Origin of the sequence: Paraburkholderia sabiae (assembly GCF_030412785.1) — a bacterium.
Lineage (GTDB): Bacteria > Pseudomonadota > Gammaproteobacteria > Burkholderiales > Burkholderiaceae > Paraburkholderia > Paraburkholderia sabiae.
The window spans coordinates 935,403-955,043 of the sequence record NZ_CP125296.1 but is presented as its reverse complement, the minus strand read 5'-3'; the positions used below and the strand labels follow the sequence as shown (position 1 = coordinate 955,043).

Genomic DNA, 19,641 nt, shown 5'->3' with positions numbered 1-19,641 from the left:
TCGCGCAACGGAAGCCGCCACGGCGCTTTCACGAAAATGGCATGTGAGTTGCTGAAGGACGCGCATGACCTCGAACACTTCCCCCACTTCGTGGACGTGCCCGTTCTGCCCGCTGTTATGCGATCGTCTTTCGATCGGCACGGACAAGGACACGGCCTTGACGCTGAGCGGCACCGACTGTCCTCGTGCGTCGCGCGCGCTCGCACAGTTCGGCCCGCGTCCCGCGCAAACGCAGCCGCATCTCAACGGCCAGCCGCTCGGATTCGCCGATGCCATCGGCGTCGCGGCTCAATGGCTCGCGCAAGCGAGGCAGCCGCTGTTCGCGGGCATGGCCACCGACGTCGCGGGCACGCGCGCGCTGTATCGGCTCGCCAACGCGAGCGCCGCGATCATCGATCATGCGCATGGGCGCTCGCTGATGCGCAGTCTCACGGCGATGCAGGATCGCGGCGCATTCACGACCACGCTCTCCGAAGTGCGCGCGCGCGCCGACCTGATCGTCTGTTTCGGACCGACGCCGTCGACGCGCTATCCGGCGTTTTTCACCCGCTGCGGCGTCGGCGTGATGCCGCGCGATGCAGCGAGCCCCGCTCAGCGCGAAGTGATCTTCGTCGGCAGTGCGGTCGATGCCGACCTCGAACGCAGCGCGCACGCGGATACGGTCATCCAGCGTGCCGTGCCCTTGCAAGGCGATCTGTACGAGACGATTGCGCTGCTGAACACACGTGTCGATCCGCTTCTGCGCGGCAAGCCGATGCCGGGCATCGCGCCCGCGATCGACTCGCTCGCAACTCGAATGCTGGAAGCGCGTTACGTCACGCTCGTGTGGAATACGGCCGACCTGCCGGGAGAGCATGCGGCGCTGCTCGTCGAAGGGCTCGACCGTCTGACCAAGTCGCTCAACCTCACGACCCGCGCGGGCTGTCTCGCACTCGGCGGCGACGATGGCGCGGCCACCGTCAACCAGACGCTGACGTGGATGTCGGGTCTGCCGCTGCGCACAGGCGTACATCGCAGCGGCCTCGAACATGATCCGCATCGCTACGACACGGCGCGTCTGCTCGATGAAGAGGCGGTCGATGCGCTCGTCTGGGTCGCGAGCTTCGGCGCCGACCTGCCACCGCCGACAAGCAACGCGCCGACCATCGTGCTCGGTCATCCCGGCCTCGCGCCGCAATGCGCGGATCGGCAGACGCCCACGCTGTTCATTCCCGTGTCGACGCCCGGCATCGGTTCGACGGGCCATCTGTTCCGCGTGGACGGCGGAATCGTGCTGCCGCTCGTGCCCATCTACGAAGACACATTGCCCGGCGTCGCGCAGGTAGCCGCACAGATCGCACAGTCGCTCGAAGCATTGCGGACGACATGCACGCCAACGGAGGCCGCCCGATGAGCACGTTCCGCTTGCGCGGTGGCCGCGTGTACGATCCCGCGTCACGTATCGACGGGCAGATTGCAGACGTCTGCGTGCGCGACGGCAGGGTCGTCGCGCTGCACGAACGGGAACCCGTCGATTGCGAATACGACGCGTCGGGCATGATCGTGATGGCGGGCGGCATCGACATGCATTCGCATATCGGCGGCGGCAAGGTGAATCTTGCGCGCCTGCTGATGCCGGAAGATCACCGCAACCGCCCCGCACCCGACAATCCGCTCGAACTCGCGTCATGCGGCGACTGCACGCCGGGTACATTTGCAACCGGCTACCGCTATGCCGAGATGGGCTATACGGCCGCATTCGAACCCGCGATGATCGCGTCGAACGCGCGCCACACGCACCTCGAAATGGGCGACACGCCGATCATCGACCACGGCGCCTACGTGATGCTCGGCAACGACGAACTGTTTCTGCGCATGCTCGCGGAGCACACCGACTACGAGCGTCTGCGCGATTACGTCGGCTGGTCGATCAATGCGAGCCGCGCGCTCGGAGTGAAGGTCGTCAATCCCGGCGGCATTTCGGCGTTCAAGTTCAACCAGCGCAGCCTCGACGTCGACGAGCATCACACGCATTACGGCATCACGCCACGCAATGTGCTGCACGTGCTCGCGCGCGCGCTGACCGATCTCGGCGTGCCGCATCCGCTGCATATTCACGCGAGCAATCTCGGCGTGCCCGGCAATATCGATTCGACGCTCGCCACCATCGACGCGCTCGAAGGTCTGCCCGGCCACCTCACGCATATCCAGTTCCATAGCTACGGCAACGACGGGCCGAAGAAATTTTCGTCGGCGGCGCATCGCATTGCCGATGCCGTCAACGCGAATCCGAATATCTCGATCGATGTCGGCCAGATCATGTTTGGTCAGACGGTGACGGCTTCGGGCGACACGATGAAGCAGGTCAGACAGGCCGCGTTTGCTTCGCCGCGCAAGTGGATCGCGGGCGATATCGAATGCGACGCGGGCTGCGGCGTGGTGCCGTTCCGTTATCGCGAAACGAGCTATGTCAACGCGCTGCAATGGACCATCGGCCTCGAACTGTTTCTGCTCGTGAAGAACCCCTGGCAGATCACGCTCACCACCGATCATCCGAACGGCGGCCCCTTCACGAGCTACCCGCATCTGATCCGCCTGCTGATGGACAAATCGTTCCGCGACGAACAACTGGCGAAGCTGCATCCCGATGTCGCCGCGCAATCGCCGCTGGCGAGCCTTACGCGCGAACTCGACTTCAACGAGATCGCGATTCTCACGCGGGCGGCACCCGCGCGGCTGCTCGGACTCGCCGATCGCGGCCGGCTCGATGCAGGCGCTGCCGCCGATATCGCCGTGTACCGCGAGCACCCCGACCGCGAAGCGATGTTCCGCGCGCCCGTCTGGGTGTTCAAGGACGGTGAGCTGGTCGCGCGCGAAGGCCGCATCGTCGCGACGCCCGTGGGCGGCACGCACTACGTCGAACCGGAGTTCGACCGCTCGATCGAAAAGGTCGTCGAGGAGTACGGCGACGCTTATCTCGCGACCAACATGCGGCGCGCGCCCATCAGCCGCGACGAACTCTGCCTGTGCGGCAACGGCGGACGTCTTCTGCGCGCTGCGTGCGGCATCCATCGTCAATCGCATGCGGAGTCGGCATCATGAGCGCGACCACTTCGCCACGCAACGTACGCGGCGTGTCGATCGACGACACCTTCGCCGAAGCCTTCCCGATGAAGGCGACGCGTCTCATCGTCACCGCACGCGATGCAACGTGGGCGCGCAACGCGGCGCTCGCGGCAACGGGCTTTGCGACTTCGGTGATCGCCTGCGGCTGTGAAGCGGGCATCGAACGCGAGCTGTCGCCCGACGAGACACCCGACGGCCGGCCCGGCGTCGCGCTGCTGCTGTTTGCGATGTCCGGCAAGGAACTCGCGAAACAGGTCGAGCGCCGCGTCGGACAGTGCGTGCTGACCTGCCCGACGACGGCCGTGTTCGGCGGCATCGAGCATGGCGAGCCGATCGCGCTCGGCAAGAATCTGCGCTTCTTCGGCGACGGCTGGCAGATCGCGAAGATGATCAACGGCAAGCGCTTCTGGCGCGTGCCTGTGATGGACGGCGAGTTCGTCGCCGAGGAGACCACTTCCGTCGTCAAGGGCGTGGGTGGCGGCAATCTGCTCTTTCTTGCGCGCGATACCGATGCGGCGCTTCGTGCCGCGCAGACGGCCGTGCGCGCGATGCGCGACGTGCCGAACGTGATCATGCCGTTTCCCGGCGGCGTCGTGCGCTCGGGCTCGAAAGTCGGCTCGAAGTATGCCGCGCTGCCCGCTTCGACCAACGATGCATTCTGTCCCGGCCTTGCCGAACTTGCGTTGCGCACCGAACTGCACGGCGATGTGCGTAGCGTGCTGGAGATCGTGATCGACGGATTGAGCGAAGCAGATGTGGCCGAGGCGATGCGCGTCGGCATCGACGCCGCGACGGGAGACGACGCGGGCGTTGCACATGGCCTCGTGCGGATTTCGGCGGGCAACTACGGCGGCAAGCTCGGGCCGTTCCATTTCCATCTGCATCAATTGTGCGATCCATCGCATGATCAATTGCACGAAGCGCCGGAGGGCCGATGAAGCGCATCACGTTACGTCTGAAGCAGGCGCCCGCGCTGCGCATCGATGCGCGCGAATTGCTGCCCGCACGGCTCACGGAACTCGACGCGCGGGACATCTGCGCGATCCCGATGTGGCATGGCGCAGAACGGATCAGCGTCGGCGACCTGTTCGCGGTTGAGGTTCAAGAAAGCGCGCGCGACGCTCCGCAACTCGTGTTCGAAGGCGACATGCAACGCTTCGACCGGATCGGCGCGCGCATGCATGCGGGCCACATTCTCGTCGACGGCAACGCGGGCGATTTCGTAGGCTTGCAGATGGATTCGGGAACGCTGCTTGTCGCGGGCGACTGCGGCAGTTTTGCGGGATGCGAGCTTGCAGGCGGACGTATCGAGATTCGCGGCAATACGGGCGATTTCGCGGGCGCCGCGCTGCCGGGCGACATGGACGGCATGCGCGGCGGCACGCTCGTGATTCACGGCGACGCGGGCGCACGCCTCGGCGATCGCATGCGTCGCGGCACGATCGCGGTGTTCGGTTCGGCGGGCGCATTCGTCGCGTCGCGGATGGTCGCGGGCACCATCGCGATTGCAGGCAGCGTCGGAGAACATCCCGCATTCGGCATGCGGCGCGGCTCGCTCGTGCTGCTCGATCGCGCCTGGCCGACAACGCAACGCTTCGCCGAAAACAGCAGCGATATCGACGTATTCTGGCGGCTGCTCGTACCGACGCTCGCGCGCGAAGGCGGTGCATTCGCAATGCTGTCGCGCGAGCGTGCGCCCGCGCGCCTGCGCGGCGACGTATCGGTTCAGGGCAAGGGCGAGATCCTCCTGCCCGCCTAGACTTCCATCGCCACCCGCTCGCCCGCCTCGTGTGCGCCGCTCACGAGGCTGTCCCTGAATGCCGACGCCGCGGTCGAAAGCTGCTTGCTCTCGCGATGCACGAGATACAGATACCGCACGATGGGGAAATGCTCGACATCGAGCACCTTGAGCCGCAGCGTTTCGAGTTCGGCCATGACCGTTGCAAGAGGCACGACCGACAAACCCATGCCCGCCTGCACGGCCCACTTGATCGCTTCGTTGTTGCTCACTTCCATGCCGGGCCGAAAGCTCACACGGTGCTCCGCGAAGAATCGCTCCATCGCGCGACGCGTGCCGGAACCCGATTCGCGCACGAGAAAGGTCTCGCGCTCCAGCGCTTCGAGTGCGATACGGCGCTCGCGCACGAGGGCATGATCGGGCGGCGCGATGATCACGAGCGGATTCCTCGCGACACGCACGGCCGCGAGACCTTGGCCTTCAGGCGGCAGCCCCATGATCGCGAGATCGGTCTCGTTGCTCGCCAGTTCGTTCAGCACGCACTCCCTGTTCCCCACCGAGAGACTCACTCTCACGCCGGGAAACGCTCGCGTGAACTTTGCGATCAGCTGGAGCGCAAGCGGATTGGCCGTGCCGCTCACCACCGATACCTTCAGCTTGCCCTGCTTCATGTCCCGCAACTGGTCGAGCGACGTTTCGAGCACGGACAACTGCTGCTGAAGCAGACGTGTGTGGCTGTATAGCTCCTTGCCCGCCGCCGTCAGGAACACGCGCCGCCCGACCTGCTCGAACAGCGGCATGCCGATACTCGTTTCGAGCTGCTTCAGTTGTGACGAAACGCCGGGTTGCGTCAGATGAAGCTCTTCCGCAGCGCGCGAAAAACTCAGATGGCGCGCACTCGCTTCGAACACGCGCAGCTGACGCAAAGTGAGATGCAGCATCTCGCTCCCTACCCTCCTGAATGCAGCCGGAACCGCTCGATTTCACGTCTCAACTCTACCAGCCGGGGCTACGCCCGCAATGCCCATGAGGGAGTACTCCGCGAGGCGTCAAGCCCGCGTGGCAAGGCTCGCACGCGTGGTTATGGGTCGGATAAGTAACCCGAATGAGTGTTTTGCGCGGCACGCCACTACCATCGTTTCAACAGGAATGCGAAGGGGACGCGCAACACGCCTGGCCTGTCCCGTCCACACAAGAGAGGTTCATCCATGTTCAGCTACAAAAACACGCTCGCCGTCACCGACCCGGAACTGCAGCACGCGATCGCGGCAGAAACGCAGCGCCAGCAGGATCACATCGAGCTGATTGCATCGGAAAACTACACGTCGCCCGCCGTGCTCGAAGCGCAGGGATCGCAGCTCACGAACAAGTACGCGGAAGGCTATCCCGGCAAGCGCTACTACGGCGGATGCGAACACGTCGATGTGGTCGAGCAGCTTGCGATCGATCGCGCGAAGCAGCTGTTCAACGCGGAACACGCGAACGTGCAGCCGCATTCGGGATCGCAGGCGAATCAGGCCGTGTATCTGTCGGCGCTCAAGCCGGGCGACACGATACTCGGCATGTCGCTCGCGCATGGCGGGCACCTCACGCATGGCGCGTCGGTGAACGTGAGCGGCAAGCTGTTCAACGCGGTGTCGTACGGGCTCGATGAAAAGACAGAAGAAATCGACTATGACGCGGCCGAGCGGCTTGCGCACGAACATCGGCCGCGCATGATCGTCGCGGGCGCGTCCGCGTATTCGCTGGTGATCGACTGGCAGCGTTTTCGCGCGATCGCCGATAGCGTCGGCGCGACGCTGCTTGTCGATATGGCGCACTACGCCGGCCTCGTCGCGGCAGGCCTCTATCCGAGCCCGGTCGGCATCGCCGACTACGTGACGACCACCACGCACAAGACGCTGCGCGGTCCGCGCGGCGGCCTGATCCTCACGCGCGCCGACACCGCGAAGGCGATCGATTCGACGATCTTCCCCGGCATCCAGGGCGGCCCGCTGATGCATGTGATCGCGGGCAAGGCGGCGGCGCTGCGCGAAGCGATGACGGACGAATTCCGCCAGTACCAGCAGCAGGTGCTCGTCAACGCACGCACCATCGCGCAAACGCTGCAGCAGCGCGGCTTGCGGATCGTGTCGGGACGCACCGATTCTCACGTGTTCCTCGTCGATCTGCGCGCGAAGAACGTGACGGGCAAGGAAGCGGAAGCCGCACTCGGCCGCGCGTTCATCACGGTCAACAAGAACGCGATTCCGAACGATCCGCAAAAGCCCTTCGTCACGAGCGGCGTGCGTATCGGTTCACCCGCCATCACGACGCGCGGCCTGTGCGAAGCCGAAGCGGAGCAGCTCGCGCATCTGATCGCCGACGTGCTCGACGCGCCCGCGAACGATCTCGTGATCCGCCGCACCGCCGACGCCGTGCTCGCGCTCACCGCGAAGTTTCCCGTGTATCGCGACGGGCCCGACGCATTGAGCAACGACGCATCGGCAGCGCGCGACGAGCGGGCAGCCGCTGGTCACAGCGCGCATTGACACCCTTCGTACGACTTTTTCAAAGCAATCGATCAAGCCTTCAATCAAGGAGACAAACCATGTCGAACACCTCAGGCTCGCGCATTGCCGGACGCAACATTCTCGCCGTCCCCGGCCCGACGAACATTCCCGACGCCGTGCTGCGCGCGATGGTGGTCTCGATGGAAGACCACCGCTCGACGAAATTCCCCGAACTCGCGCACGGCCTGCTGTCCGACCTGAAGAAAATCTATCGGACGGCGGACGGCCAGCCGTTCATTTTCCCGTCGTCGGGCACGGGCGCATGGGAAGCGGCCCTCACCAACACGCTGTCGCCCGGCGACCGCGTGCTGGTGCCGCGCTTCGGCCAGTTCAGCCATCTGTGGGCGGACATGGCGCAGCGCCTCGGCTTCGATGTGGAGATTCTCGACGTCGACTGGGGCGAAGGCGTGCCCGTCGAACGGATCGCGGAGATTCTCAAGGCGGACGGGCAGCACACGATCAAGGGCATCCTCGCGTGCCACAACGAGACAGCGACGGGCGTGACGAGCGACATCGGCGCGCTGCGCCGCGCGATGGACGCAGCGGATCACCCGGCGCTGCTGTTCGTCGACGGCGTGAGTTCGATCGGCTGCATCGACTTCCGCATGGACGAATGGGGCGTCGATCTTGCCGTGACGGGCTCGCAGAAAGGCCTGATGCTGCCTGCGGGTCTCGGCATCCTGTGCGTGAGCCAGAAGGCGATGAAGGCAATCAGCCACGCGAAATCGCGTCGCTGCTACTTCGATCTCGCCGACATGGTGCGCACCAACGCGACCGGCTATTTCCCGTACACGCCCGCGCTGTCGCTGCTCTACGGGTTGCGCGCCGCGCTCGACCTGCTGTTCGAGGAAGGGCTCGAGAACGTGTTCGCGCGGCATCACTATCTTGCTTCGGGCGTGCGCGCGGCCGTTACGGAAGGCTGGGGGCTGTCGCTGTGCGCGAAGGCGCCCAGGTGGCATTCGGATACCGTGTCCGCGATCGTCGTCCCCGAAGGCGTCAACGGCGCGCAGGTGATCGACACCGCGTATCGCCGCTACAACCTCGCGCTCGGCGCCGGGTTGTCGAAGGTCGCGGGCAAGGTGTTCCGCATCGGCCACCTCGGCGACCTGAACGAACTGATGCTGATGAGCGCGATTGCAGGCGCGGAAATGGCGATGCTCGACGCCGGTATCGACGTGTGTCCAGGCAGCGGCGTCGGCGCGGCTGGCCAGTACTGGCGCACACACACGCCGGGCGCGCAGGCGGCGCCTGCGGGCGAGCAGCCGGCCGTCGAACACGTCCGGCGCCGCGCCGCCGCAGCCTGAGTGCCGCGTCCGGTGCATATGCATCGGACGCGCGCTTCCCGCTCACCTCACGGCACCCACGACACCATGCAACACGAAATCGTCTTTCTCGACCGTTCGACGCTGAATGCCGATGTGCGGCGCCCCGCGTTCGATCACCACTGGGTCCAGTACGCATCGACGACGGCACACGAAGTCGAGCAGCGGCTCGACGGCGCCACCATCGCGATCACGAACAAGGTGCCGCTGCGTGCCAACGTGCTCGACCGGCATCCGTCGATCAGGATGATCGCGGTGGCGGCGACGGGCTACGACTGCGTCGACACCGCGTACTGCCGCGAGCGCGGCATCGCCGTGGCGAACATCCGCGGCTACGCGACGCACACGGTGCCCGAGCACACGTTCGCGCTGATGCTGGCGTTGCGGCGCAACCTGCTCGCCTATCGCAACGACGTGCAGCGCGGACGCTGGCAACAGGCGCGGCAGTTCTGCTTCTTCGATCACCCGATCGCCGATCTGCATGGCGCGACGCTCGGCATCATCGGCGGCGGTGCGCTCGGCCAGGGCACGGCGCAGATCGCGCGCGGCTTCGGCATGCGCGTGATCTTCGCGGAGCATGACACGCAGCGCACGCGCGTGCCCGGCGCCGAGTACGTGCCGCTCGACACGCTGCTGCGCACCTCCGACGTGATCTCGCTGCACGCGCCGCTCACGCCCGCGACCCGCAACCTGATCGGTCTCGACCAGCTGCGCATGATGAAGCCCAGCTGCCTGCTGATCAACACGGCGCGCGGCGGGCTCGTGTGCGAAGCCTCGCTTGCGACAGCGCTGAAGGAAGGTGTGATCGCCGGCGCGGGTTTCGACGTGCTGAGCCAGGAACCGCCCGTCGCGGGCAATCCGCTGCTCGAACTCGATCTGCCCAACTTCATCCTGACCCCGCACGTCGCGTGGGCGTCCGACGACGCCATGCAGTCGCTCGCCGACCAGCTGATCGAAAACATCGAGGCATTCGCACGCGGCGAGCCTCGCAATCTCGTGATCTGACGGCGCGGGAATCAGCGAAACCTACGCAATACCAAGGAGATATCGACATGGACATTCACGAGTATCAGGCCAAAGACCTGCTGGCCGGTTTCGGCGTGCCGATCCAGCGCGGCGCGGTCGCCTACACGCCGGATCAGGCGGTGTACTGCGCCACCGAACTCGGCGGCTGGCACTGGGCCGTCAAGGCGCAGATCCACTCGGGCGCGCGCGGCAAGGCGGGCGGCATCAAGCTGTGCGAGACCTATCACGACGTGCACGAAGCGGCGACTTCGCTGTTCGGCAAGCACCTCGTGACGACGCAGACGGGACCCGAAGGCAAGGTCGTCGAGCGCGTGTACGTGGAAGTCGCGGAGAAGTTCGAGCGCGAAATCTATCTCGGCATCGTGCTCGACCGGAAGGCCGAACGCGTGCGCGTGATCGCCTCGGCGCAGGGCGGCATGGACATCGAGGACATCGTGCACACGAATCCCGACGCCGTGCATCAGATCGTGGTCGAACCCGCCGTCGGCCTGCAGCCCTTCCAGGCGCGCGAGATCGCCTTCGGTCTCGGCCTGAACATCAAGCAGGTGAGCCGCGCCGTCTCCACGATCATGGGCGCGTACCGCGCGTTCCGCGATCTCGACGCGACGATGGTCGAGATCAATCCCCTCGTCGTGACGACGGACGAACGCGTGATCGCGCTCGACGCCAAGATTTCCTTCGACGACAACGGCCTGTTCCGTCACCCGCACGTGTCCGAGATGCGCGACGCCGCGCAGGAAGATCCGCGCGAAGCGGAGGCGGCCCAGTTCGGCCTGAACTACGTGGGGCTCGACGGCGATATCGGCTGCATCATCAACGGCGCCGGTCTCGCGATGGCCACGATGGACACGATCAAGTACGCGGGCGGCGAGCCTGCCAACTTTCTCGACGTCGGCGGCGGCGCCTCGCCCGAACGCGTGGCGGCTGCGTTCCGCCTCGTGCTGTCGGACCAGAACGTGTCGGCCGTGCTCGTCAATATTTTCGCGGGCATCAACCGCTGCGACTGGGTCGCGGAAGGCGTCGTGCAGGCTGCGCGCGGGCTGAGGGTGCCGCTCGTCGTGCGGCTGGCGGGCACGAACGTCGAAGAGGGACGACGCATCATCAAGGAAAGCGGTCTGCCGATTATCGCGGCGGACTCGCTGCTGGAAGCGGCGCAAAAGGCCGTCGAGGCCTCCAAGGCGCACCGCGCGCGCCAGGCCGGCAACCACCGCTAAGGAGAACGGACATGAGCATCCTGATCGACGAAACCACCCGCGTCATCGTGCAGGGCTTCACGGGCGACAAGGCCTCGTTCCACGCAAAGGAAATGATCGCCTACGGCACCAATGTGGTCGGCGGCGTGACGCCCGGCAAGGGCGGCAAGCATCACCTCGAACGTCCCGTGTTCGACACCGTGAAAGACGCCGTGCGCGAAACGGGCGCGAGCGCGAGCCTCGTGTTCGTGCCGCCGCCCTACTGCGCCGACGCCATCATGGAAGCCGCCGACGCCGGCCTGAAACTCGTCTGCGTGATCACCGACGGCATTCCGGCTCAAGACATGATGCGCGTCAAGCGCTATCTGCTGCGCTACCCGAAGGAAGCACGCACGATGGTGGTCGGCCCGAACTGCGCGGGCATCATCAGCGCCGGACGCGCGATGCTCGGCATCATGCCGGGCCATATCTACCGGCGCGGCAACATCGGCATCGTGTCGCGCTCGGGCACGCTCGGCTACGAAGCCGCCGCGCAACTCAACGCGCTCGGACTCGGCGTGACGACGAGCGTGGGCATCGGCGGCGATCCCATCAACGGCAGCTCGTTCCTCGATCATCTGAAGCTGTTCGAGCAGGACCCCGAAACGGAAGCCGTCGTGATGATCGGCGAGATCGGCGGCCCGCAGGAAGCGGAAGCCGCGAAATGGGTCAGCGAGCACATGACGAAGCCCGTCGTCGGTTACGTCGCGGGTCTCACTGCGCCGAAGGGTCGACGCATGGGACATGCGGGCGCCATCATCTCGGCGGCGGGAGACAGCGCGGCCGAGAAAGCGCAGATCATGCAGTCGTACGGTCTCGCCGTCGCCCCCAGCGCGTCCGAACTGGGTTCCACCGTTGCCTCCGTGCTCGAAAGCTATGTCACGCGCCGCGTTGCCTGACTGGGGCTACGGCATCGACACACAGCCCGACTCGCCGCGCGTCGAGGCTGTGCGCCCCCTCCATGCGGGCAGACACGCTGCCGTCGACGGGCTGCACAAGCTCGCCGCCGCGTCGGCGTCCCTGCCCGCGCTCAGTGCGGACGAATACGAACACGCTGTGATCGACCTGCTGTCGGAACTGCTGCGCGATATCGCGCACGCCCGTCAGCCGGAAGTGGAACGCACGCTGCGCGGCGAGTCCGCGCACGAATCGATGAGCGAACTGATGCGCGAGCGGATGGACGACCGCACCGCGCGCGTCGTGCTGCGGCGCATGCTGCAGGCGCAGGGCATGTGGTTTCAGTTGCTCAGCATCGCGGAACAGAGCACGGCGATGCGCAGGCGTCGCGAGATCGAAATCGAAGGCGGCTATGACAGGCTGCCCGATTCGTTCGCGCGCGTGATCGCCGAAGTCGCGGAAGCGGGCGTGCCCGCCAGCGAAGTGCGCGACGTGCTGGGTCATATGAAAGTGCGGCCCGTGCTGACCGCGCATCCGACGGAAGCGAAGCGCGTCACCGTGCTCGAAATCCACCGGCGCATCTACCGGCGTCTGATGGAACTCGAATCGCCGCGCTGGACGCCGCGCGAACGTTACACGCTCGTGCTCGCGCTGAGAAACGACATCGAGCTGTTGTGGATGAGCGGCGAACTGCGGCTCGAAAAGCCCACCGTCGCACAGGAAGTCGCGTGGGGTCTGCACTTTTTCGGCGAGACGCTGTTCGAAGCGGTGCCGCTGCTGTTCGACAAGCTGGAGAGCGCGCTCGAGCGTCACTATCCGGGCGAGCGCTTCGACCTGCCGCGCTTCTTCCAGTTCGGCTCGTGGATAGGCGGCGATCGCGACGGCAATCCATTCGTCGACGACAGCGTCACGCGGGCGACGCTGCACGAAAACAGGCTCGCGTGCCTGAAGCGTTACCGGCTGCGTCTCGTCGAACTGGCGCAGACGCTGAGCATTACATCGGAGGCGCTGCCTGCACCCGACACTTTCCACGAAGCGCTTGCGCGCGCGCTGATGGCGAGCGGCGAACCGACGTCGATTGCGTCGCGCAATCCGGGCGAACTGTTCCGTCAATATCTGACGTGCATCCTGCGACGGCTCGACGCGTCGCTCGCCAACGCGAGCCGTCCCGCCGACGCCGCGCCCGTGCAGGGCGGCTACACCAGCGCCGACGAACTGGCCGCCGACCTGCTCGTTATCGAGCAGACGTTGCTCGCGACGGATAGCGCCCAGCTCGCGCGCATGCTGATCCGCCCGCTGCGCCACGAAGTAGAGACGTTCCGCTTCAGCACCGTGCAGCTCGATCTGCGTCAGAACACGACCGTGATCGAACAGGCGCTGCACGCGCTGTGGCGCGCGACCTGCGGCACGTCGGGTGAGCCGCCCGCAAGCGACTCGCCCGAATGGAAGGCGTGGCTGCTGAGCGAACTGGCCCAGCCTTCGGACAGCGAAGCCGACCGCGAGCGCCGTTTCCAGTCGCTGCCGCCCGACGAGGCCCAGACGCTGCAGATTTTCCGCACGGTTCGGGAGATGCGTCAACAGGTGGATCGCAACGCATTCGGCGCGTTCATTCTCAGCATGACGCATCGCGCGAGCGACGTGCTCGGCGTCTATCTGCTTGCGAAGGAAGCCGGTCTCTTTTCCGACGCGGCGGGCACCGAAAGCTGCACGCTGCCCGTCGTGCCGCTGCTGGAAACTATCGACGACCTGCGCCGCGCGCCTGAAATCCTGCGCGAACTGCTGGCCGTGCCGATGGTCCGGCGCAGCATCCGCGCGCAAGGCGGCGTGCAGGAAATCATGATCGGCTATTCCGATTCGAACAAGGACGGCGGATTCTTCGCGAGCAACTGGGAGCTGTCGAAGGCGCAGACGAAGATCAGGCGGCTCGGCGACGAACTGGGCATCGCGATCGCGTTCTTCCATGGCCGGGGCGGCTCGGTGAGCCGCGGCGGCATCGCGGCCGGCCGCGCGATTGCCGCGTTGCCCGCCGGCTCGGTCAACGGACGTTTCCGCGTGACCGAACAGGGCGAAGTGGTGTCGTTCAAGTACGCGAATCGCGGCACGGCGCAGTATCACGTGGAGTTGCTGGCGTCGAGCGTGCTCGAACATACGCTGAAGTCCGAGCGCGAAGACGCGTTGCTGCCCAAGGGCGAATTCGACGAGGCGATGGAAGCGCTGTCGGGCGCGTCGCGGGCCGCGTATGCGAAGTTCATCGAGCAGCCCGGCATGCTCGCGTATTTCCAGGCGGCGAGCCCGCTCGAAGAACTGTCGATGCTCAACATGGGTTCGCGTCCTGCACGCCGTTTCGGCGCAAAGAGTCTGCAGGATCTGCGCGCGATTCCCTGGGTGTTCGCATGGGCGCAGAACCGTCACGCACTGACGGGCTGGTATGGCGTCGGCAGCGCGATCGAGGGCTTTCTCGCCGTTCGGCAGGAACGCGGACTCGATCTGTTGCGGCGCATGTTCAACGAATCGCGGCTCTTCAGGCTCGTCATCGACGAAGTGGAGAAAACGCTCGCGCAGGTCAACCTTGACATTGCACGCGAATACGCGAACCTCGTTCCCGATGAACAGATTCGCGATTCGATCTTTACGCAGATCGAAGCCGAATACCGGCTGACCGTGAAGATGATGCAGACCGTCACGGGTTCACAGGGGCTGAGCACGCGTTTTCCGAAGTTCAGTGCCCGCCTCGCGCGCCGGTTGCCCGCCATCGACCTGATCAGCCGGCAGCAGATCGAACTGCTGCGCCTCTACCGTTCGGCGCAGACGGAACGGCAGCGGCGCGCGTATCAGGTGCCGCTGCTGCTGTCCATCAACTGCATTGCATCCGGGTTCGGTGCGACGGGCTAAGCGCCCGCGCCGACACCCTCAACGATTGCCTACAGGAGAACGTCTATGAGCTTCACTGTCATCGAGCCGGCCAAAGCGCGGCTGCATCGATCCGAGCTGGCCGTCCCCGGCTCGAATACCGCGATGTTCGAGAAGGCCGCGCGCTCGGCGGCCGACATCATCTTTCTCGATTGCGAAGACGCCGTCGCGCCGGACGACAAGGAGCAGGCGCGCAAGAACATCGTCGTCGGGCTCAACGAGATCGACTGGGGAAACAAGACGATGATGGTCCGCATCAACGGGCTCGATACGCATTACATGTATCGCGACGTCGTGGATATCGTCGAAGCGTGCCCCCGTCTCGACATGATCCTGATTCCGAAGGTCGGCGTGGCCGCCGACGTCTATGCCGTCGACATGCTCGTCACGCAGATCGAGGCCGCGCGCCGCCGCACGAAAAAGATCGGCTTCGAAGTGCTGATCGAAACCGCGCTCGGCATGGCGAACGTCGAGGGCATCGCGCAATCGAGCCGCCGGCTGGAGGCGATGTCGTTCGGCGTCGCGGACTATGCGGCGTCGACGCGCGCGCGCACGACGGTGATCGGCGGCGTGAATCGCGACTACGGCGTGCTCACCGACAAGAACGAACGCGGCGAGCGCGACTACTTCTGGGGCGACCAGTGGCACGCCGCGCAAACGCGGATGATGGTGGCGTGCCGCGCGTATGGACTGCGTCCCATCGACGGCCCGTTCGGCGATTTCAGCGATCCCGATGGCTACGATGCCGCCGCGCGCCGTGCCGCCGTGCTGGGCTATGAGGGCAAGTGGGCGATTCATCCGTCGCAGATCGAGCACGCCAATCGCGTGTTCACGCCCGCCGACGCCGAAGTCACCAAGGCGCGCCGCATCATGGACGCGATGGCGCAGGCCGCGAAGGAAGGCAAAGGCGCCGTGTCGCTGGATGGCAGGCTGATCGACGCCGCGAGCATCCGCATGGCCGAGGCGCTGCTCGCGACGGCGGATGCGATCGGGAATAGCAGGTAGCAGATTGCAGTAATGCGAAGGGCGGCCCGAGGGCCGCCCTGTTCTCTTCTGCGTTCGGCTACTGCGTTCGGCTACTGCGTTCGGCTAGCGAAACAACGAAGCAATCAACCAAACGCCAGCGCCATCGCCTCGCGTTCCTGACACAGATACTCGCCATGAACCTGATCCCATACCGACAGGATCGCATCGGCTGCGCAATCGGCGTCATGCTCGGTCGTCGCCCATGAAATCACCGACAGACGCATCACCTTGCGTCCCTGCCAGCTTGCCTCGCGCACATCGCACACGCCCTGCGCCCGGATGCGCTCGACCGTGCGCAACGTCAGTTCGTCGGCGAGCGTGCCGTCGTAGGCCGAGCCGAATCGCACGAGCACCTGGTTCAGTTCGACTTCGTTGAGCAGCGCGACGCCCGGCCCGCGCGCAAGCCGACGTGCGATGCGGCACGCCAGCTCGCAATGACGCGCGATCATCGCCGCGATCCCCTCGCGTCCGAACGTGCGCAGCAGCGTCCACAGCGCAAAACCGCGAGCGCGCCGGGAAAGCTCCGGCGTGTAGTGCGCGGGATCGCGCACGCCATCGTCCGCTTGCGGCAGATAGCTCGCGTGGATCGACATCGCGCGACGGTGCGCGTCGGCGTCGCGCACGAATGCGCAGCCCGTTTCGTACGGCGCTTGCAGCCATTTGTGAGCGTCGGTTGCCCACGAGTCGGCGTGCTCGATGCCCGCCGCGAGATGCATGCGCTCGGGACACGCTCTCGCCCACAGGCCGAACGCGGCATCGACGTGAACCCATGCGCCATGCTCATGCGCACACGCGGCGATCTCGCCCACGGGGTCGAACGCGCCCGTCATCATGTGGCCCGCCTGCGCGATGACGATCAGCGGTCCTTCGTGCTGCGCGAGCGCCTCGCGCAACGCGGAGGGTTGCATGCGCCCTGCTTCGTCGGCGGCGATCTCGATCACGGACCGCTCGCCGATGCCCAGATAGCGCAGCGCGGCGCGCACACTCACATGCGCACCTTCGCCGAGACAGACGGAAATACGCGGCGCCCCGCACAGGCCGTCGGCTTCGACGTCCCAGCCCGCACGTCGCAATACGGCATCGCGGGCGGCCGCAAGACACACGAAGTTGCTCATGGTCGCGCCCGTCGTGAAACCGACCGAGCATTCGCGCGGCAAATCGAGCAGATCGAGCAGCCATTGCGCCACCACCTGTTCGGCGACAGCGGCAGCGGGCGCGCCGTCGTAGGTCGCGGCATTCTGCCCCCAGACGCTCGTGAGCCAGTCCGCCGCGACGCCCGCGGGATGCGAGCCGCCCGCGACCCAGCCGAAGAAGCGCGGCCCCGCCGTGCCAAGCAGCCCAGGCTGCGCGATGGCCGCGAGCCGCGCGATGACGGCGTCGGCGGGTTCGCCCTGTTCCGGCGTCGGGCCGCCGAAGGCCGCGCGTAATTCCGCGAAGCTCGCCACGGGACCGGTCGGACGCGACCCGCGCGCGTCATGGAAAGCGAGCGCGAGTTGCGCGGCTGTTTCGAGTGCGTTGCGTGTATCGTCAGCCATCGAAGGTCTCCTGCAACGATGCTTGTCCTAGCCTGCCGGCACCTGCCAGAAAGGCTGCGGCGGATGAAACGCTTCGCCGTTTGCGAAACGCTCGGCGGAACGCAGTGTGTTCTCGATCAGCATCGTGACCGTCATCGGTCCGACGCCGCCCGGCACCGGCGTGATCCACGACGCCCGCTCGCGCACGGGCTCGAAATCGACATCGCCGACGATCCGCCCATCCGCCATGCGATTGATGCCGACGTCGATCACGATCGCGCCTTCCTTGACCATCTCCGCCTTGATGAGCCCCGGCTTGCCTGCGGCGACGACGAGGATGTCGGCATGGATCGTGTGCTGCGCGAGGTCGCGTGTCTTCACGTGACACACCGTGACGGTCGCTTCCCGCTGCAACAGCATCAGCGCCATCGGCTTGCCGACGATATTGCTCGCGCCGACCACCACGACGTTCTTGCCCGCCACGTCGATGCCCGTAGTTTCCAGCAGCAACTGAACTCCGTATGGCGTGCAAGGCGGAAAGATCGAATTGCCGACCACCAGCGCGCCGACGTTGTACAGATGAAAACCATCCACGTCCTTGTCGACGACGATGCTCTCCAGCACGCGCCGCGCATTGATCTGCGGCGGCAACGGCAATTGCACCAGAATGCCGTGCGTGCCGCGCTCGACGTTGAGCGCGGCGATGCGGTCGAGGAGTTCCGTCTCGCGGCAGTCCGCATGAAAGCGGTGCATGAACGAGCGCACGCCGCTCTCCGCACAGGCTTTCACCTTGTTCGCGACGTACAGTTCGGACGCGGGATTGTCGCCGACCAGCACCACGGCGAGACCCGGCACGACACCGCGCGCGGACAGTGCTGCGACGCGCTCGCGAAAGCGCGCGCGCAGACGCCGCGCGAGATGCCGGCCATCGATCAGTTGCGCGGTCATCGTGCGCCGTTCAAGCCAGGAATCCAGTTGGTCCCGGCAAGCGGCACGCGCGCCATCGCGGCCGCTTCGACGGTCAGCGCAACGAGGTCTTCCGGCTCCAGATGATGGACGTTCTGCTTGCCGCATGCACGCGCAATCGTCGTCAGCTCCATGTTCACCGTCTTCAGATAGTTCTTCAGACGCTGCGCGCCGACATCGGGCTTCAGGCGCTCCTGCAGCACCGCGTCCTGCGTCGTGATGCCGACGGGGCACTTGCCCGTGTGGCAGTGATGGCAGAAGCCCGGCGCAGTGCCGAGGCGCGCGTAGTCGTCGAGCGCGGGCACATGCTGGCCGTTGTCGATATACGAGCCGCTATTGCAGCCCAGCGACACCAGCACGCCCTGGCCGATCGCCACGGCATCGGCACCCATTGCCAGCGCCTTCGCGACGTCGGCGCCGCTGCGGATGCCGCCCGAAATGATCAGCTGCACCTGGCCTTTCATGTTCAGGTCTTCGAGCGCGTCGACGGCCTGGCGCAGCGCGGCGAGCGTCGGAATGCCGACGTTCTCGATGAAACAGGTCTGCGTCGCCGCCGTGCCGCCCTGCATGCCGTCGACCACGATCACGTCCGCGCCCGCATGCACCGCGAGCTTGACGTCGTTGAACGTGCGCGTCGCGCCGACCTTCACGTAGATCGGCGTCTGCCAGTCGGTTATCTCGCGCAGTTCGAGAATCTTGATCTGCAGATCGTCGGGGCCCGTCCAGTCGGGATGGCGCGACGCTGAACGCTGGTCGATACCTTCCGGCAGCGTGCGCATCTTCGCGACGCGCGGCGAAATCTTCTGGCCGAGCAGCATGCCGCCGCCGCCCGGTTTCGCGCCCTGCCCGATCACGACTTCGATCGCGTCGGCCTTGCGCACGTCATCGGGATTGAAGCCGTAGCGCGACGGCAGGCATTGATACACGAGCGTCTTCGACGAGCGTCGCTCTTCCGGCGTCATGCCGCCGTCGCCCGTCGTGGTCGACGTGCCGAGTTCCGTGGCCGCGCGGCCGAGCGACTCCTTCACGTTCGCCGACAGCGCGCCGAAGCTCATGCCCGCGACGGTGATGGGAATGGCAAGTTCGATCGGCTTCTTCGCGAAGCGCGTGCCGAGCACGGTCTTCGTCACGCATTTCTCGCGGTAGCCTTCGAGCGGATAACGTGACAGCGACGCGCCGAGAAACAGCAGGTCGTCGAAATGCGGCACGCGCCGCTTCGCGCCGAGGCCGCGGATCTCGTACAGTCCGTGGGCCGCGGCGTTCTGGATGTAGTCGATGGTCTTGCGGTCGAAGCCCCAGGACTCTTCAGTGGCGATGTGTTTCATGTGTACGGGCTTGATTTCCATGACGGCT

15 protein-coding genes are annotated in these 19,641 nt (G+C 65.9%); 11 read left to right on the top strand and 4 right to left on the bottom strand.

Annotated elements, in window-relative coordinates; translation table 11 throughout:
- The first annotated feature begins 64 nt into the window (after window positions 1-64).
- From QEN71_RS34035 to QEN71_RS34020, 4 genes are read left to right on the top strand one after another with little or no spacing between them, the layout of a single operon-like run.
- Window positions 65-1,393, top strand: coding sequence for a molybdopterin-binding domain-containing protein (locus QEN71_RS34035; protein WP_201647572.1), 1,329 nt, complete (start codon window positions 65-67; stop codon window positions 1,391-1,393).
- Window positions 1,390-3,081 carry a formylmethanofuran dehydrogenase subunit A gene (locus QEN71_RS34030; protein ID WP_201647570.1) on the top strand — a complete coding sequence of 564 codons (1,692 nt, stop codon included), beginning with the start codon at window positions 1,390-1,392 and terminating at the stop codon, window positions 3,079-3,081. The genes QEN71_RS34035 and QEN71_RS34030 overlap by 4 nt, the downstream gene beginning before the upstream one ends.
- Window positions 3,078-4,043, top strand: coding sequence for a formylmethanofuran--tetrahydromethanopterin N-formyltransferase (fhcD, locus tag QEN71_RS34025; protein WP_201647568.1), 966 nt, complete (start codon window positions 3,078-3,080; stop codon window positions 4,041-4,043). Before QEN71_RS34030 ends, fhcD begins: the two co-directional genes overlap by 4 nt.
- Window positions 4,040-4,864, top strand: coding sequence for a formylmethanofuran dehydrogenase subunit C (locus tag QEN71_RS34020; protein WP_201647567.1), 825 nt, complete (start codon window positions 4,040-4,042; stop codon window positions 4,862-4,864). Before fhcD ends, QEN71_RS34020 begins: the two co-directional genes overlap by 4 nt.
- Here the strand turns inward: QEN71_RS34020 and QEN71_RS34015 are convergent.
- A complete protein-coding gene (locus QEN71_RS34015; protein WP_201647565.1) occupies window positions 4,861-5,784 on the bottom strand; it encodes a LysR family transcriptional regulator in 924 nt (307 codons plus the stop codon). The genes QEN71_RS34020 and QEN71_RS34015 overlap by 4 nt on opposite strands.
- 267 nt (window positions 5,785-6,051) lie before the next feature.
- Here QEN71_RS34015 and glyA point away from each other — a divergent pair, with 267 nt between their 5' ends.
- The 7 genes from glyA (at window position 6,052) to QEN71_RS33980 (ending at window position 15,787) form a co-directional block, all read left to right on the top strand.
- The gene (glyA, locus tag QEN71_RS34010; RefSeq protein WP_201647563.1) at window positions 6,052-7,374 is read left to right on the top strand and encodes a serine hydroxymethyltransferase; all 1,323 of its coding nucleotides are present in this window, start codon (window positions 6,052-6,054) and stop codon (window positions 7,372-7,374) included.
- 59 nt (window positions 7,375-7,433) lie between these two features.
- Window positions 7,434-8,699, top strand: a complete 1,266-nt coding sequence (locus QEN71_RS34005; RefSeq protein WP_201647561.1) for an aminotransferase class V-fold PLP-dependent enzyme — start codon at window positions 7,434-7,436, stop codon at window positions 8,697-8,699.
- Window positions 8,700-8,765: 66 nt separating this feature from the next.
- The gene (locus QEN71_RS34000; RefSeq protein ID WP_201647559.1) at window positions 8,766-9,722 is read left to right on the top strand and encodes a D-2-hydroxyacid dehydrogenase; all 957 of its coding nucleotides are present in this window, start codon (window positions 8,766-8,768) and stop codon (window positions 9,720-9,722) included.
- A gap of 47 nt (window positions 9,723-9,769) precedes the next feature.
- On the top strand, window positions 9,770-10,957 hold the full coding sequence (locus QEN71_RS33995; protein ID WP_201647557.1) for a malate--CoA ligase subunit beta: 1,188 nt from the start codon (window positions 9,770-9,772) through the stop codon (window positions 10,955-10,957).
- 11 nt (window positions 10,958-10,968) lie between these two features.
- Window positions 10,969-11,874: a succinate--CoA ligase subunit alpha gene (gene sucD, locus QEN71_RS33990; RefSeq protein ID WP_201647555.1), complete on the top strand. Its 906-nt coding sequence runs from the start codon at window positions 10,969-10,971 to the stop codon at window positions 11,872-11,874.
- Window positions 11,852-14,764, top strand: a complete 2,913-nt coding sequence (locus tag QEN71_RS33985) for a phosphoenolpyruvate carboxylase (protein WP_201647553.1) — start codon at window positions 11,852-11,854, stop codon at window positions 14,762-14,764. Before sucD ends, QEN71_RS33985 begins: the two co-directional genes overlap by 23 nt.
- A 45-nt stretch (window positions 14,765-14,809) precedes the next feature.
- Window positions 14,810-15,787 (top strand): HpcH/HpaI aldolase/citrate lyase family protein, encoded by a 978-nt coding sequence (locus QEN71_RS33980; protein WP_201647551.1) that lies wholly within the window; start codon window positions 14,810-14,812, stop codon window positions 15,785-15,787.
- Between the two features lie 104 nt (window positions 15,788-15,891).
- Here QEN71_RS33980 and QEN71_RS33975 read toward each other — a convergent pair whose 3' ends face one another.
- From QEN71_RS33975 to QEN71_RS33965, 3 genes are read right to left on the bottom strand one after another with little or no spacing between them, the layout of a single operon-like run.
- Entirely contained in the window at window positions 15,892-17,343 is a 1,452-nt protein-coding gene (locus QEN71_RS33975; RefSeq protein WP_201647549.1) for a pyridoxal phosphate-dependent decarboxylase family protein, read from the bottom strand.
- 27 nt (window positions 17,344-17,370) lie between these two features.
- Window positions 17,371-18,270: a bifunctional methylenetetrahydrofolate dehydrogenase/methenyltetrahydrofolate cyclohydrolase FolD gene (folD, locus tag QEN71_RS33970; protein WP_201647547.1), complete on the bottom strand. Its 900-nt coding sequence runs from the start codon at window positions 18,268-18,270 to the stop codon at window positions 17,371-17,373.
- Window positions 18,267-19,634 carry an FMN-binding glutamate synthase family protein gene (locus QEN71_RS33965; protein ID WP_201647545.1) on the bottom strand — a complete coding sequence of 456 codons (1,368 nt, stop codon included), beginning with the start codon at window positions 19,632-19,634 and terminating at the stop codon, window positions 18,267-18,269. The genes folD and QEN71_RS33965 overlap by 4 nt, the downstream gene beginning before the upstream one ends.
- Window positions 19,635-19,641 lie beyond the last annotated feature (7 nt).

Excerpts from the sequence above, each read along its gene's own strand:
- QEN71_RS33985 (WP_201647553.1), top strand. The coding sequence starts at position 11,852 with ATGTCACGCGCCGCGTTGCCTGACTGGGGCTACGGCATCGACACACAG.
- QEN71_RS34005 (WP_201647561.1), top strand. The coding sequence starts at position 7,434 with ATGTCGAACACCTCAGGCTCGCGCATTGCCGGACGCAACATTCTCGCC.
- glyA (WP_201647563.1), top strand. The coding sequence starts at position 6,052 with ATGTTCAGCTACAAAAACACGCTCGCCGTCACCGACCCGGAACTGCAG.
- QEN71_RS34000 (WP_201647559.1), top strand. The coding sequence starts at position 8,766 with ATGCAACACGAAATCGTCTTTCTCGACCGTTCGACGCTGAATGCCGAT.
- folD (WP_201647547.1), bottom strand. The coding sequence starts at position 18,270 with ATGACCGCGCAACTGATCGATGGCCGGCATCTCGCGCGGCGTCTGCGC.
- QEN71_RS33995 (WP_201647557.1), top strand. The coding sequence starts at position 9,770 with ATGGACATTCACGAGTATCAGGCCAAAGACCTGCTGGCCGGTTTCGGC.
- fhcD (WP_201647568.1), top strand. The coding sequence starts at position 3,078 with ATGAGCGCGACCACTTCGCCACGCAACGTACGCGGCGTGTCGATCGAC.
- QEN71_RS33965 (WP_201647545.1), bottom strand. The coding sequence starts at position 19,634 with ATGGAAATCAAGCCCGTACACATGAAACACATCGCCACTGAAGAGTCC.
- QEN71_RS33975 (WP_201647549.1), bottom strand. The coding sequence starts at position 17,343 with ATGGCTGACGATACACGCAACGCACTCGAAACAGCCGCGCAACTCGCG.
- QEN71_RS34020 (WP_201647567.1), top strand. The coding sequence starts at position 4,040 with ATGAAGCGCATCACGTTACGTCTGAAGCAGGCGCCCGCGCTGCGCATC.
- QEN71_RS34015 (WP_201647565.1), bottom strand. The coding sequence starts at position 5,784 with ATGCTGCATCTCACTTTGCGTCAGCTGCGCGTGTTCGAAGCGAGTGCG.
- QEN71_RS33980 (WP_201647551.1), top strand. The coding sequence starts at position 14,810 with ATGAGCTTCACTGTCATCGAGCCGGCCAAAGCGCGGCTGCATCGATCC.
- QEN71_RS34030 (WP_201647570.1), top strand. The coding sequence starts at position 1,390 with ATGAGCACGTTCCGCTTGCGCGGTGGCCGCGTGTACGATCCCGCGTCA.
- sucD (WP_201647555.1), top strand. The coding sequence starts at position 10,969 with ATGAGCATCCTGATCGACGAAACCACCCGCGTCATCGTGCAGGGCTTC.
- QEN71_RS34035 (WP_201647572.1), top strand. The coding sequence starts at position 65 with ATGACCTCGAACACTTCCCCCACTTCGTGGACGTGCCCGTTCTGCCCG.